Genomic DNA, 12,500 nt, shown 5'->3' with positions numbered 1-12,500 from the left:
CTCTCCAATGACAAAAGGGGGAGGATCAGGTAATGAAACATCTATCAATGTTACAGGGCCATATAACCAGCCTGATTCAGATGAAGACTGAGCTCTTGTTAGCCCAGAAGATAAGCTGAGAGACACTAGAGAGGCAACTACAAGTGTAGAGAAACGCATTTTAAACAACCTCCATTACACCGGACTTGTAGCCGACTGTCTGGAGTATAGCTCTAGTTTAGAATAATGACAACAAGCATACAGGGGTACAAGGCAAATAAGTGATGAGGCAAATGGATGCGAGGCGTTGCTAATTTCTCGTGGAACGCCAGATCTCCTCTGAATGTAGTGTGCTGTGTCACTTTTCTCCGGTGAGACGAACCTGGAGTCTCGCAGACTTGCTATGCTCTGGAAAAGGCAGACTCTGTCGCGGCAAAAAGAGCAAGTATACATCTCCAAGTGCTCCTTGCCGACAATAACCAACATGACGAATATTTTTCTTTGTCTGGTCGCGCTTGCCCTGCTTAGTGGCTGTGAGCGTGAGGCCACCCCGGAAGCGGCGGTACAGACAGCCGTGCAGAGCAAAGACCGGGCAGCGACTCTTCAGAAAGAAAGTCAGCAGCGGGTTTCGGAAGCGGATGCGATTGTGGGGGGAAAGTAGAGCCGATGTGCTATACTGACCTGGTAATTTTGGGAGGCAGAAAACCTTGAGTTGGAATCGGGACGCTCACTACGTCGTAGGGGCTGATCTAGGTGGGACAAATATCCGAGCGGCTGTACTGGATCGGGCGGGCAAGATGCTGGGGCACGGCAAGCGGCCCTCGCTGGCACAAGAAGGCTCCGCACGAACCGTCGGGCAGATCAAGCAGGCGGTTGAGGAAGCGATCTCGGAGTCGGGCGTTGCTCTCTCTGAGATCGGTGGGATGGGAATTGGTGTCCCTGGGCACATTGATCCTGCGGGTAAGAAAGTCCTCTGGGCTCCCAACTTCTACGAGGAGGGCTTTCCGTATCGGAATATCTCCCTCGCCGACCCGATTGCGGAGGCGACGGGGCTTCCTGTGCTGATGGGCAACGATGCCAATGTCGCGGCCATGGGGGAGTTTCGCTTTGGCGCGGGGCGTGACACCCGAACCATGGTGATGTTCACCCTGGGCACTGGTGTGGGCGGAGGGCTGATTCTGGATGGCAAGCTCTGGACGGGCTTTACCGGGGGGGCGGGCGAGCTGGGGCACATCGTTATCGCCGCTGGAGAGCGTGGTGGCGCGGCGTCTTTTGGAAGCCTAGAGTCTATGGCACAGATCTCTGCCATCTGTGAGCGGGCATCGCGCAAGCTCTGCCAAGGCCGCAAGAGCCTTCTGGCAGAGGTTAGTGGCTACGACTGGCACCGAATCACCCCGAAAGATATCGCGGATGCCGCAAAAGCAGGCGATGCGGTCGCGCTGGAAGTGCTGGAGGAGACGGGCTACTACATCGGGCTTGGTGTGACCTCGGTTGTCATGCTCCTCAACCCTGAGAAGATCGTGATTGGTGGGGGAGTGGCTGGTGCAGGAGATCTCCTCTTCGAGCCGATCCGTCGCACAGCGTTCGCCAACTCGTCGAGCACGCTCATCAAAGACTGCCAGATTATCCCCGCGGAGCTCGGCGACGATGCGGGAATCTACGGCGGCGCGGGCCTCGTCTTCGATGCGCTAGAGAGCGCTGCTTAACGCCGTGACTTGGGCAGGCTGGGCGCTTCTCTCAGCCTGCTTTGCAGCGCTCACCGCGATTCTGTCCAAGATTGGGATTCAGGGGATCCCTTCCAATCTAGCGATGGCGGTACGAACTACGGTGGTGCTCGTTGCGGCTTGGGGGCTGGTGCTGGCACGTGGTGAAGCTAAGGAACTGACGGCACTCCCCCCTAAAACGCTCCTCTTCCTCGTCCTCTCGGGCCTCGCGACAGGCGCTTCGTGGATGTGTTACTTCAAGGCACTGGCGCTCGGGCCCGTCTCTAAAGTCGCTCCCATTGACAAGCTCAGCTTCGTGCTTGCCACCGTCCTTGCGGTTGTTTTTCTGCGGGAGAAACTGACCTGGCAGCTTGGCGTCGGGTGCGCTCTGATCGTGACGGGTGTGCTTTTGACGCTAAAAGGCTAAAAAAGCCCCCTTCGGCATCGCGAAGGGGGCTTTTGAGCTAGCCCTTTTTACCACCGGGCTTGGCACCCGTGGGGGGGGCACCGCCGGGGCCACCGCCACCCATGAAGCGTTGCATCATTTTCTTGCGCTCTTCTTCTAGCTTCTTCTTCTGCTCGGGAGTCAGGATGGCGTTGATCTGCTCGGTGTACTTCTTGCGCATCGCGTCCATCTCAGCACGCTGTTTGTCCGTAACGGCCTTGAGCTTGGTCTTCTGAGCGTCGGTCAGGCCAAGGTTCTCATACATACGCATGCCGCCACCGCCACCACGGCCACCACCAAATCCGCCGCCGCCACCAAATCCGCCGCCACCGCCAGGAGGGCCTCCTTGACCACCGCCACCAGGTCGCTGCGCAAACGCTGCACCGCCAACCATCAGGATGGCAGCAAGGGTTAAAATCGTTGTCTTCATGGAAATCACTACTCCTTTCCTACCACTATAGGCGGCAATCATTAAAAAGTTCTGTAAACTTGCTAAGGCACTCTCGGCCACGTTGCGTATTCTTTCACAAAGCGGACAACCACGTCCGTGGCTGTTTGGATAAGCAGCTCCCCTTTTTCGGGTGTGGCATCGTCGGGGAAGCCAAACGCGCCGGTCTCACTGCCTTGCTCCATCGTGCGAATAACCGAGAGACGATTGTTTTTGATATGGTCGGGGCTCCAGAATGCGGAGTCAATATCGCGTCGCGCGGCGGGACGAGCCGCTTGCACCAGCTCAGGATGCGTTACTTGAATCACGCTCGTTTCCCACTCACACGCATGGATCACTTTTTTCTGAACCAGCCCTAGGGCCGCCAGCTCTGGCTGGGCAAGCTCGAACCAGGAGCCCACACACAGATAGAGCTCGGGGAGTATCACGCGATGCCGTAGCTGGACTTCGAGCAGCGCTGACTGCGCAGGGACGATATTTCCGGCGTGGGAGTTGAGGAAAAAGAGCTTACGAAATCCGGCCCCGATCAAGCTCTCAGCCATGTCCTCGATCACGCTCCGGTACGTGGTTTGAGAGAGGCTAATCGTGCCTGGAAAGCTCAAGTGGTGGTGGCTCGCGCCCGTCCAGAGCATCGGGGTAAAGACAGCGATCTCTTCCGTAGCCGCCTCCACGCGCTTGGCAATCTCACTCCCAATCATCGAGTCCGTGAGTAATGGTAGGTGGTGCCCATGCTGCTCCAGCGACCCAATCGGGCACACCACGACCCGATCGTTTAGCGCCGCAATCTCTGTCCAGTTTCTCTCGCCTAGTTGCATGTGTCACGGTTCGCCAGCGACGGGTACAATCCCTTCCATGAGTTCCTATTTATGGCCACGGCCTCTCCGCCCTGGTGGCGTGATCGGTATTTGCTCACCTGCGGGTGCGGCTCCTGCGGGTGAGGTTGAGCGTGGTGCGGCAGCGCTGCGGCGTCGGGGCTACACGGTCATTGTTGCCCCTAACGCGACCGCAACGCATCCCGAGTGCAACTACTTAGCAGGCACCGAAGTGCAGCGCCTTGCGGATCTAAATGAGCTGATCCACAATCCCGAGATTGACTGTATTCTCACCGCGCGTGGGGGGTACGGCTCCGGGAAGCTGCTGGATGGGATTGACTACGCGGCATTTCGCACCGATCCTAAGACTCTGGTGGGCTACTCAGACATCACGGCGCTGAACTTAGCGCTGGCGGCACACGGAGTTATCAGCTACTCAGGGATCATGGCGACATCAGGCGATGGTTTTGGCGAAAACACACTCGATCCCTTCTCGGAGGCGAGCTTTTTTCAGGCCGTGCGCCAAGAGAATTTCGTGTTTGCACAGCCCGATGATGCGCCGCTCACGGTCCACCGTGGTGGGACAAGTGTCGCCGGGCGGCTGGTGCCCGTCTGTCTGAGTCTGCTGGAGTCGCTGGCCTCCACTAAGTACGTCCCTGACCTTACCGGAGCCTTGTTGCTGATCGAAGATGTCACCGAGGAGCTCTACGCGGTGGATCGTGCGCTTACCCAGCTACGGCTCTCAGGCGTGCTGGGCAAGCTCAACGGACTATTAATTGGCTCCTTCAATGGCTGGAAGGACGAGCGCGACGAGATTCTTGCCCAGCACGTTCCGCGCTTGGCGCTTGAGCTGACTCCCGAGAGCGTTGCCGTCGTCTCAGGCTTTGTCTACGGCCACATCCCACGTCGCTTCACGCTTCCGATGGGAGCCCAAGCCACCGTAGACTGCGATACCGGACAGCTCTTTATCGCTCGCCCATAGCGCTTTGTTGTTCCTCTTTCTCGTCTTTTTCATCCCGGAGATCGGGCAGCAGAAGCGAGAAAACGAGGGCTAGGACAAAGAGCGGCGTGAGCCACAGGAGCGAGAGGCGCATGTCCCCGACAGGGTTGATGAGCTGGAAGAAGACGGTTCCAAAGGCCGCAAAAATCCGCCCGATATTGTAGCAAAAGCCTGCCCCGGTGGTTCGCAGGAGAGTGGGGAAGAGCGGGGGAAGGTACATGGTGAAGAGCCCGAAGACTCCTGAGAAGAACCCGACAATGGGCAAGAGGGGAAGCAGAGAGACACTGTCTCTTGGGACGATAAAGGTTGCGAAGTTGGCGAGGCCAAACCCGAGAAACATCAGGGCAATCGCCTTCCGGTAGCCGAGCTTCTTGGCCAGGAAACCTGCAAAGAAGTTCCCTCCAATCGAGATGCCGATAATGAGCCCGAACGCCTTGCTGGCAAGCTGGCTAACCCCGACTTTCCCAAGCGCTTGCACGTCTGGGAGGCTGCGTAGGTACTGAAGGTTCCAAAACTGAAAGGCCCACCAGGCAGTCAACGAGGTAGCACAGACGGCGATAACGCGCAGTGTCGTGGGGCGAACGCTGCCTTTGAAGAGATCCTTGATACCTGGCTTTTCTCCGTCTTGACTCTGCGCACTGTGCCACTCCTCGGTTTCAGGGACATGGCGACGGATCCAGAAGACAAAGAGGGCGGGGAGGATTCCCACTAAAAAGACCCACTTCTCGTAGCCGGCCATTTGGTAGGTGGTAAACGTAGCAAGCAGCACCCCAAGGTTGACAGCGGTCTGCAGGCACGCGGCGATCCAGGCACGCCAGCTCTTGGGCCAAGTCTCAGAGAGCAGCGCGGAGCCGACGGCCCACTCGCCCCCGATTCCCAGCGCGGCGATAAAGCGGAAGATTAAGAGCATCCACCAGTTCTGGGCAAATGAGGAGAGGCCAGTGAAAAGCGCGTAGGTCAGGATCGTTAAGCTTAAGGACTTGCTACGGCCCAGAATATCGCCCAGCCGTCCAAAGAACGCCCCTCCGAGCGCCCAGCCAATCAGAAAGGCCGCCTGAATAAAGGCCGCTTTTTCTTTCACCTCGGGCGAGGTTGTTGACTCACTGTTGAGGAGATAGGCCACGAAAACGGGAGCCACCACGGTGTAGAGGTGCATGTCGAGGCCGTCGAAAAGCCAGCCAAGCCATGCGGCAATGCCAGATTTCCACTGCTGAGGGGAAAGGGATTTTATCGTCATTTTTTCTTTTTGGGGGTTGGTTTTGGTACTGTTTTTGGGGCTGGTTTCCAGGAAGGCTTTGAAATCTCGAAAGGCTTTGGGGGCGGAGCCTTTCCCGTGGTGAACTGCCAGGTGCGGGTAATCTCACGGCCCATAGGGGTCTTTACTGCGATTCGTGCCTGATAGGTACTGAGTGGGAGGAGCGGCTTCTTGGGCATCAGCAAGATGGTGTCATCAAGGGCATCGTCGTTTTCGGGAGAGTTGAGGTGGCAGGCAACCGGCTGGTTGCCCGGTCCCGTGACACTGGCATCTAGGAGTGTCAGGCTGCCTTCTTCTCCAAAGACATGGAGGGTAATGGGATAGCCTGTGATTCGTTCTACACCTGGGTAGAGGCGTAGGGGATCGGGGATCTCGACTTCGTCCCAGCGAACCGCGACATTGAGCTGGCCATCGGCCGGGTAGACCAGCGACTCTTGCTGATCGGTGAGGGCGCAGAGCAGGGTCACGCGGTTGCCTGCTAGCCCGGCCCCGACATCAAACGCGCCGGGCTGAAGGAGCGCGGAGCGGTGATACGGTGCGTCCATCAAGTGCTGGACCGCTACCGGACCGCTCTCTCCACTGGCAATGACCTCGTAGCTGAGGCCAAAGTAGCCCGATCTTTCACTGCGCTCCGTATGGTCTTTGCCGAAGAACTCAGGCTTGCCTGGCTGTTGCTCATGGGTGGAACTCAGGCGGTTCACCAGCAAGTAGCGGCTGTGTCGAGCCGCAGCGTGGCAAAGAGCGGGCTGGATCTTGGCATCGGGGAGCAGGGCGGCGCGGCGGAGCTGGTTGAGTTTGGCGACGGTCTCTTGTTGCGCGAAATCGGGAGCAGGCGGCGGGGGAGGCTGTGGGACGCGGGTAAACTCCCACTCCATCTCGACTCCTTTGTCTGTGGAGAACCACGCCTCGCAGAACGCTTTCAGAGTTCCGAGCGGCAGAGGCTCCTGCGGCTTCCCGATAATGCTCTTTGTCTCGACGTCGTAGTGGGTGGGGATGGGCCTGCCATTGACCTTCATCTGGACGCGCCGGATCTGCGCCCCTCCCTTGGGCCGCATCTCCCAGACGAGCTGTGGGCGCTCCTGCGGGATCTTGCCCTGCGGATGCGGCTCTGAGCCTTCCCAGAGATCCTGATGCCAAGCTCGCTTCAACGCATCTCCTGACCACCTGTGACATTGATGGCCTGTCCTGTCATGTAGCCCGCGTCCTCGGTGCAGAGAAAGACCACGACTCCCGCAATATCGCTGTAAGTTGCGCCCCGGCCCAGTGGCACCTGCGACTCGTACTTGGCGCGTACTTGCTCCAGAGTCAGGCCCTGGGTCTGGGCGTACTGGGCAAAGAGCGAGTCCTGCCAGAGAGAGCCATCGAGTAGGTTTCCCGGACAGACACAGTTCACGCGGACACCATGCGGGGCCATGTCGAGCGCCATGCTCTGGGTGAGGCCAACTCCCCCAAACTTGCTCGCCGCATACGCTGAGTTGCGAAAGCTGCCTTTCTTGCCAGACTTGGAGTTGATCTGAACAATGCACCCGGATTTTTGCAGTGCCATCTGTTTACACGCCGCCTGCGCCGAGATAAAGTAGCCGTTTAAGTTCACCTCAATGACTTTCTTCCACTTCTCCGGCTCAAACTCACAGACATCACCCGCAATTAAGATCCCCGCATTGGCGATCAAAATATCGAGCTTGCCAAATGCCTCAACGGCTCTCGCAACCATCGCTGCACAGTCACTCTCGCTTGTGACGTCGGCACGCATCCCGATTGCACTGCCTCCGATCTTTGCCGCCGCCGTGATCGCTTTTTCCTCGCTCATGTCGGCGAGAAGCACAGAGCAACCTTCGTCTATGAAGCGCTGAGCCAGCGCCTCCCCGAGCCCCTGAGCCGCGCCCGTCACAATCGCCGATTTACCTTGAAGTCGCATAGACCTAAATTATAACCCAGATTCAGTGGGAGTTGCTTTGGAAAACAACGTAAAGCTTTCTTAACACTGTGCTGGCTCTTAACCCGTACCCTGAGGGCTATGAGTAAGCTGGGCACGTCTGTGCTCTGTATCGTTGCCGCATTTGGGACGTATTTTTGTATGTACGGCCTGCGCAAACCCTTCACGTCAGCCAGCTACGATGCGCAGCTCTTTTGGGGGCTGGACTATAAAACTGTGCTGGTGACAGCTCAAGTGCTGGGCTACACGTTGTCAAAGTTTCTGGGCATCTCAGTGATTGGGGGGATGGTGCCAGAGCGCCGGGTGAAGACGCTTCTTGCCTTGGTGGGTGTCGCTTTGTTGGCACTCTTGCTCTTCGCCATCACTCCTGCACCTTGGAATGTTTTGTGGCTCTTTGTGAATGGGCTCCCTCTTGGGATGGTTTTTGGGCTGGTCTTGAGTTTTCTGGAGGGACGAAGAGCCACTGAGGCACTTGCCGCTGGGCTCTGCGCTAGCTTTATCTTGGCCGATGGCGTTGCAAAGTCACTCGGGGCATGGCTCCTAGGAGTTGGGATTCCCGAGCCGTGGATGCCGTTTGTAGCAGGAGCCCTCGCCAGCGTGCCCTTGTTGCTCTTTGCTCTGCTCCTCACGCGAATCCCTTCGCCCTCTGCTGACGACATCCAGCAACGCAAGGAGCGGATTCCCATGACGGCGGGCCAGCGGGGCCAGCTCTTTCGGGCATGGGCGGGCGGCCTGCTACTGCTCATGGGCACCTACTTGCTCTTGACCGTGCTACGGAGCGTTCGTGCCGACTTTGCCCCGGAGCTTTGGAAAGAGCTGGGCTACGGTGGCCAGCCGAGTGTTTTTGCTCGCTCCGAGTTTCTGGTGATGGCGGGCGTGGTGGTCGCAAGTGGCCTCACCGTGCTGGTGCGGGACAATAAGCGTGCGTTTTTTCTGAGCCTCGGCAGCTGTGTGCTGGGCTTTGTTCTGGTGGGAGTGGCGCTCCTGGGGCGGGGTGCTTGGCTGAGCGGCTTCAGTTTTATGGTGCTGGTTGGCCTGGGCCTCTACCTTCCCTATGTCGCGATTCACACCACCATCTTCGAGCGCTTGCTGGCACTGGCGCAGCAGCGGGGCAATGTCGGCTACTTGCTCTATCTGGCCGACTCGTTTGGCTATCTGGGCTATGTTGGGGTAATGTTAGGCAAGAGCGCCTTGGCGCGAACAGGCCACTTTCTGGAGTTCTTCACTGGACTCGCAGGTGGCTCTGTAGGACTCTCAACAGTGATGCTTTTAGGGTGCGTGCTGTACTTCTCCCGTCGGACAGCAGCACCAGAAAACACGGAGGAGTGAGCATGAGCCGAGTGGGGCAAGTACAGGTTTTTTGGGGGCCGGAGCGTGGGCTGAGTCTTGAGGAGCTGCCCGTTCCAGAGCCACAGGGTGCGGAGATCCTGGTGCGCGTGACGGCGTGCACGCTCTGTGGAAGTGACCTGCACAGCTACACCGGGCGACGAGCCGTCTCCGTGCCCACGGTTCTGGGCCACGAGATTATCGGCGAGATTGATAGCCTGGGGCCGAGTGCACCGAGCCATGATGTCTGCGGTCAGCCCTTGCGCGTGGGTGATCGGGTGACCTGGGCACTGATCGCATCTTGTGGCACGTGTTTTTACTGCTGCCGTGCGCTGCCCCAGAAGTGTGAGCGGCAGGTCAAGTATGGCCATGAGAAGGGAATTGGCTGGACGGGTGGACTGGGGGAGTTCTGTTTATTAGCACCGGGAACCGCGCTCTTTCGGCTACCCGATACGCTCCCCGATGCCGCAGCCTGCCCGCTCAGCTGCGCCACGGCGACCGTGGCGGCGGCGCTGCGCTCGGTGGGCGGCGTTTCCGGAAAGGCCGTGCTGATCCAAGGCGCAGGGATGCTGGGCTTGGCGGCCTGTGGGCTGGCAAAGGCCGCGGGGGCTGCCTTGGTTCTCTGTGCGGATCCTGATCCCGTGCGGCGGGCGCGTGCTGAGGAGTTCGGGGCCGACGTGCTACTTGCTCCCGAGCAGCTCCCCGAAGCCGTGCGACAGGCGACCGGTGGCTACGGGGCCGATGTTGCCCTGGAGCTCTCCGGGGTTCCCGTGGCCTTTACCGCAGGGCTCCTCAGCCTGCGCCTAGGCGGGAGCTTCGCGCTGGTGGGCGCAGTCTTTCCCGCGGAGCCCGTTGCGCTTCAAATCGAGACCTTGGTGCGCCGTAACTTGCCCCTGATAGGGGTGCACAACTATCTACCCGAGGATCTGGCCACCGCTCTTCGTTTCCTGGCTTCCCCTACAAGCGCAGCACTCTTCGAATCGCTGGTGACCGCGTGGTTTCCTCTGGCATCTGCAGCAGAGGCTTTCCAGGCTGCACATGAGCCTGGTGCCTTTCGGGTAGGCGTGCGCATCAGCCACTAGCGTGTTCGTCCTACGGGAAAGCGCAAACTAGCAGTGACAAAGCCGGAACCGAAGGCATACTGGGCTTGCTCAAAGAAAACGTAATCTCGCAGCCCTCCGTAGATGTGATGACTCGCCACGGGGCAGGCTTGTCTTCGAGCAGCGCCTCCGGCACACGCTTCACATAGGGCACACGCACTTGCGCAGCCTGCCTGTCCACGATAATCGCCTCGGGATAGCGCACCTCCCCCAGCTTCTGCGCGAGCTTTGCGTGTGGGTCTTTGATGCGAGGCAGGGTTAGCGTTGGCTCCTTCGCCCGAGCTGAGAACGCCGCCTCACTCTCGGAGTCGTTGGGGTTGAGTAGGACAAAGCGAATGCCACGCGCCCCAAACTCCGTGCCCAGCGCCTGCATCCGGCTGGCGTACTGCCGGGCCACGGGGCACTGCGTTGAGGTGATGAAATAGACCATATAACCCTTCGCGGAGCCGGAGGGTGGCGAGCCTAAGCGAGCCGGGAGGCTGATTTGGTTCGGCAGGGCGAGGAGGGGGAGAGGGCTACGTGACCAGAGTTTCGTGGAGCCATTATCTGCCACTCTTGTCTTTGGCACATCGGGCTGTAGAGCGAGATTTTTCTAGGCCGAATGGAGTAGAGCAAAACCCATCGCTTTGCCGATCCGAATTGATTTTTGTGCCTCTAAACGGAAAGGCGATTGGCCTTATCCATCAATCGTTCAGAACCGGCGTCTGCAATGGCACGAAGGCTACCCAGACGCCTCCTTTGAGGGGGCGGCCAATGATTCGTGCCCCAGGGGCTACAAAGATAAAGTAAAATAGGGCCGTATGGCCGTTTTTTCGAAAGCCTTTGCGGAGCGCGAGAACCTAGAGAAGATCGTCACGCTGGGCGATTACTTAGCCATCAAGCAGAACCTTGAGACGCAGGGGATGCTGCGCTTTGTCAAAGAGGGCGGGGAGAGCGGCTATAGCGCCCACAAGCTAAAAGATGCGGAGGCAGCGGCAAAGCTTACACGCTGGGTGGATGCTCTGAGCAGCGAGCGCAAGTGGCCGATTAAGCGCTTCACGGAGCAGATTAGTCCGATGCTTGCGGAAGAGATCGCCGTGGCCGTCGCGCCCTCACACAACCCCTTTATTTCCGAGACACCGATTCGGGCGCTGGCGCAAAAGCTCGCCGATTCTGGCGGGAGAGTGGATGCCACCGAGTGCTTGCGCCGCCACACCAAGATTCGGCGCATCGGCTACGGTGGGCCGAGCTACTCACACCTGCACTTAGAGACCATAGAAGTCCAAAACGAGACGCTCTTTTTCGGCAAGCCCGTACTGCTCCTCGACGACATTGCGCGCTCTGGCGCGACGTTAAAGGCCTGCCGCCGCCTGCTTCTCGACCACGGAGCCGCCGAAGTGCAGATGCTGGCACTGGGCCGTGTCTGGCGTGGCTAAAATACCGCTCCAGTGTTCCTGTGGAACTACCGATAACTGGAATGCGAAGCTCTGAGTTCTCCTTAGAGCCGAGAGCGAGACGAGACTAAACCCCGTCAGGCATATTACTGCCTGACGGTTTTTTTGGGGGCTCTTGCCAGTGCTGCCACATAGCCTGGCGCAGGGTGAAGAGGCACCAGCTCGTAGCGCTCCGCGATCCACGGCTCTGGTTCTGGCCAGACCGTACGCTTGAGAAGTGGCGAGGAGAAGCCGCCGCCCTCCGCCTTGATCACCGCCTCTTTGCGCGTCCAAATAGCAAAGAAATCGTCATGGGTGCGAAGCTGCCTGAGCTCGCTGTCTGTAAAAACACGACGGCCCAGCTCGTGGGGATCGAAGTCCGTTCGCAGCTTCTCGATGTCCACGCCCTCTGCCCCTAGTGCGATCAGCGCAAGGTTATTGCTGTGCGAGACATTGAAGGCGATGTCTGAGCACTGGGGTTTCCCTTGAGGGCCGTAGGTGAAAACGACCCCCTCTGGGGCAATGCCAAGCTCCTCGCCTAGCAAGAGCCGCAAAGCACTGCGGCAGGCCGTGTAGCGCTGGCGGTCTTGGGCAAAGCGAAAGCGCTCGGCGCGGGCTTGCTCGTCGGGCGAGAGGCAGGCGGAAGGAGTTGGCCTGTCCAGCTCAAGCTGCCAGACCACCACTCCCTCCGGTGCCTCTAGCGGTGTCATGCTGCCTGGATAAGTCGTAGAGTCGGGGGGGCGAGCCTCTGGGTTAGCTCCTCCGCGAGGGTCTTGACAAACGGCTCTTGGATCAAAAGATGATGGTCGCCAGGGACATCGCAGATATCGACCTGCGGAAGTACCTCGCCCCAGAACAGGTGCTCATCCCACGGCTCACTGTGCTCTTGTGCTCGGAACAGAGTGACAGGGGCATTGTAGACTTCTGGGAAGTGCGCATGGATCGCCGTTTCTTGTGCTTGACGAACCCGACCTAGTGTCTCCCAGAACGCCTGCTCCGGCTCGGCGTTTACCATAGGTTTCAGCCGATCCTGCACTTTCTGAAGGCGACGTTTCAGATACTCGCCTTGGCTCTTGGTGTCGAG

General features: G+C 58.9%; 15 protein-coding genes. 7 read left to right on the top strand and 8 right to left on the bottom strand.

Annotation, left to right across the window (positions count from 1 at the left end):
• The first annotated feature begins 463 nt into the window (after positions 1-463).
• From AC1XOS_RS13340 to AC1XOS_RS13330, 3 genes are read left to right on the top strand one after another with little or no spacing between them, the layout of a single operon-like run.
• Positions 464-640 (top strand): hypothetical protein, encoded by a 177-nt coding sequence (locus AC1XOS_RS13340; protein ID WP_481962715.1) that lies wholly within the window; start codon positions 464-466, stop codon positions 638-640.
• A 46-nt stretch (positions 641-686) separates the two neighbouring features.
• Positions 687-1,685: an ROK family protein gene (locus AC1XOS_RS13335; protein ID WP_481962714.1), complete on the top strand. Its 999-nt coding sequence runs from the start codon at positions 687-689 to the stop codon at positions 1,683-1,685.
• 4 nt (positions 1,686-1,689) lie between these two features.
• Complete coding sequence (locus tag AC1XOS_RS13330) at positions 1,690-2,109, top strand: EamA family transporter (protein ID WP_481962713.1); 420 nt, start codon at positions 1,690-1,692, stop codon at positions 2,107-2,109.
• Positions 2,110-2,146: 37 nt separating this feature from the next.
• Here AC1XOS_RS13330 and AC1XOS_RS13325 read toward each other — a convergent pair whose 3' ends face one another.
• Both AC1XOS_RS13325 and AC1XOS_RS13320 read right to left on the bottom strand, forming a co-directional pair.
• Positions 2,147-2,557, bottom strand: a complete 411-nt coding sequence (locus AC1XOS_RS13325) for a Spy/CpxP family protein refolding chaperone (protein ID WP_481962712.1) — start codon at positions 2,555-2,557, stop codon at positions 2,147-2,149.
• Between the two features lie 62 nt (positions 2,558-2,619).
• Positions 2,620-3,390, bottom strand: coding sequence for a creatininase family protein (locus tag AC1XOS_RS13320; RefSeq protein WP_481962711.1), 771 nt, complete (start codon positions 3,388-3,390; stop codon positions 2,620-2,622).
• 37 nt (positions 3,391-3,427) lie between these two features.
• Here AC1XOS_RS13320 and AC1XOS_RS13315 point away from each other — a divergent pair, with 37 nt between their 5' ends.
• Entirely contained in the window at positions 3,428-4,369 is a 942-nt protein-coding gene (locus AC1XOS_RS13315; RefSeq protein WP_481962710.1) for a S66 peptidase family protein, read from the top strand.
• Here the strand turns inward: AC1XOS_RS13315 and AC1XOS_RS13310 are convergent.
• Genes AC1XOS_RS13310 through srlD form a run of 3 tightly spaced genes read right to left on the bottom strand, consistent with a single transcriptional unit; the run spans position 4,353 to position 7,560 of the window.
• Positions 4,353-5,624 (bottom strand): MFS transporter, encoded by a 1,272-nt coding sequence (locus AC1XOS_RS13310; RefSeq protein ID WP_481962709.1) that lies wholly within the window; start codon positions 5,622-5,624, stop codon positions 4,353-4,355. The genes AC1XOS_RS13315 and AC1XOS_RS13310 overlap by 17 nt on opposite strands.
• Complete coding sequence (locus tag AC1XOS_RS13305; RefSeq protein ID WP_481962708.1) at positions 5,621-6,790, bottom strand: CAP domain-containing protein; 1,170 nt, start codon at positions 6,788-6,790, stop codon at positions 5,621-5,623. Before AC1XOS_RS13305 ends, AC1XOS_RS13310 begins: the two co-directional genes overlap by 4 nt.
• A complete protein-coding gene (srlD, locus tag AC1XOS_RS13300; RefSeq protein ID WP_481962707.1) occupies positions 6,787-7,560 on the bottom strand; it encodes a sorbitol-6-phosphate dehydrogenase in 774 nt (257 codons plus the stop codon). Before srlD ends, AC1XOS_RS13305 begins: the two co-directional genes overlap by 4 nt.
• Before the next feature lie 99 nt (positions 7,561-7,659).
• Between srlD and AC1XOS_RS13295 the strand changes: the two genes are divergently transcribed.
• Both AC1XOS_RS13295 and AC1XOS_RS13290 read left to right on the top strand, forming a co-directional pair.
• Positions 7,660-8,907 (top strand): DUF5690 family protein, encoded by a 1,248-nt coding sequence (locus AC1XOS_RS13295; RefSeq protein WP_481962706.1) that lies wholly within the window; start codon positions 7,660-7,662, stop codon positions 8,905-8,907.
• A 2-nt stretch (positions 8,908-8,909) separates the two neighbouring features.
• Positions 8,910-9,986, top strand: coding sequence for a zinc-binding dehydrogenase (locus AC1XOS_RS13290; RefSeq protein ID WP_481962705.1), 1,077 nt, complete (start codon positions 8,910-8,912; stop codon positions 9,984-9,986).
• A gap of 10 nt (positions 9,987-9,996) precedes the next feature.
• Here the strand turns inward: AC1XOS_RS13290 and AC1XOS_RS13285 are convergent, their stop codons facing one another.
• Positions 9,997-10,434: a redoxin domain-containing protein gene (locus AC1XOS_RS13285; RefSeq protein ID WP_481962704.1), complete on the bottom strand. Its 438-nt coding sequence runs from the start codon at positions 10,432-10,434 to the stop codon at positions 9,997-9,999.
• Between the two features lie 370 nt (positions 10,435-10,804).
• Between AC1XOS_RS13285 and AC1XOS_RS13280 the strand changes: the two genes are divergently transcribed.
• Complete coding sequence (locus tag AC1XOS_RS13280) at positions 10,805-11,419, top strand: ComF family protein (RefSeq protein ID WP_481962703.1); 615 nt, start codon at positions 10,805-10,807, stop codon at positions 11,417-11,419.
• 104 nt (positions 11,420-11,523) lie between these two features.
• Here AC1XOS_RS13280 and AC1XOS_RS13275 read toward each other — a convergent pair whose 3' ends face one another.
• Both AC1XOS_RS13275 and AC1XOS_RS13270 read right to left on the bottom strand, forming a co-directional pair.
• Positions 11,524-12,126, bottom strand: a complete 603-nt coding sequence (locus AC1XOS_RS13275) for a 4'-phosphopantetheinyl transferase family protein (protein ID WP_481962702.1) — start codon at positions 12,124-12,126, stop codon at positions 11,524-11,526.
• The coding region (locus AC1XOS_RS13270) for a hypothetical protein (protein ID WP_481962701.1) at positions 12,123-12,500 on the bottom strand (378 nt) is incomplete at its 5' end. The genes AC1XOS_RS13275 and AC1XOS_RS13270, both read right to left, overlap by 4 nt.

The sequence above is a fragment of the Armatimonas sp. genome, from assembly GCF_964826245.1.
This window is presented reverse-complemented; position numbering and strand designations above follow the sequence as displayed.

Excerpts from the sequence above, each read along its gene's own strand:
- AC1XOS_RS13275 (WP_481962702.1), bottom strand. The coding sequence starts at position 12,126 with ATGACACCGCTAGAGGCACCGGAGGGAGTGGTGGTCTGGCAGCTTGAG.
- AC1XOS_RS13310 (WP_481962709.1), bottom strand. The coding sequence starts at position 5,624 with ATGACGATAAAATCCCTTTCCCCTCAGCAGTGGAAATCTGGCATTGCC.
- AC1XOS_RS13295 (WP_481962706.1), top strand. The coding sequence starts at position 7,660 with ATGAGTAAGCTGGGCACGTCTGTGCTCTGTATCGTTGCCGCATTTGGG.
- AC1XOS_RS13290 (WP_481962705.1), top strand. The coding sequence starts at position 8,910 with ATGAGCCGAGTGGGGCAAGTACAGGTTTTTTGGGGGCCGGAGCGTGGG.
- AC1XOS_RS13285 (WP_481962704.1), bottom strand. The coding sequence starts at position 10,434 with ATGGTCTATTTCATCACCTCAACGCAGTGCCCCGTGGCCCGGCAGTAC.
- AC1XOS_RS13320 (WP_481962711.1), bottom strand. The coding sequence starts at position 3,390 with ATGCAACTAGGCGAGAGAAACTGGACAGAGATTGCGGCGCTAAACGAT.
- AC1XOS_RS13340 (WP_481962715.1), top strand. The coding sequence starts at position 464 with ATGACGAATATTTTTCTTTGTCTGGTCGCGCTTGCCCTGCTTAGTGGC.
- AC1XOS_RS13315 (WP_481962710.1), top strand. The coding sequence starts at position 3,428 with ATGAGTTCCTATTTATGGCCACGGCCTCTCCGCCCTGGTGGCGTGATC.
- srlD (WP_481962707.1), bottom strand. The coding sequence starts at position 7,560 with ATGCGACTTCAAGGTAAATCGGCGATTGTGACGGGCGCGGCTCAGGGG.
- AC1XOS_RS13325 (WP_481962712.1), bottom strand. The coding sequence starts at position 2,557 with ATGAAGACAACGATTTTAACCCTTGCTGCCATCCTGATGGTTGGCGGT.
- AC1XOS_RS13280 (WP_481962703.1), top strand. The coding sequence starts at position 10,805 with ATGGCCGTTTTTTCGAAAGCCTTTGCGGAGCGCGAGAACCTAGAGAAG.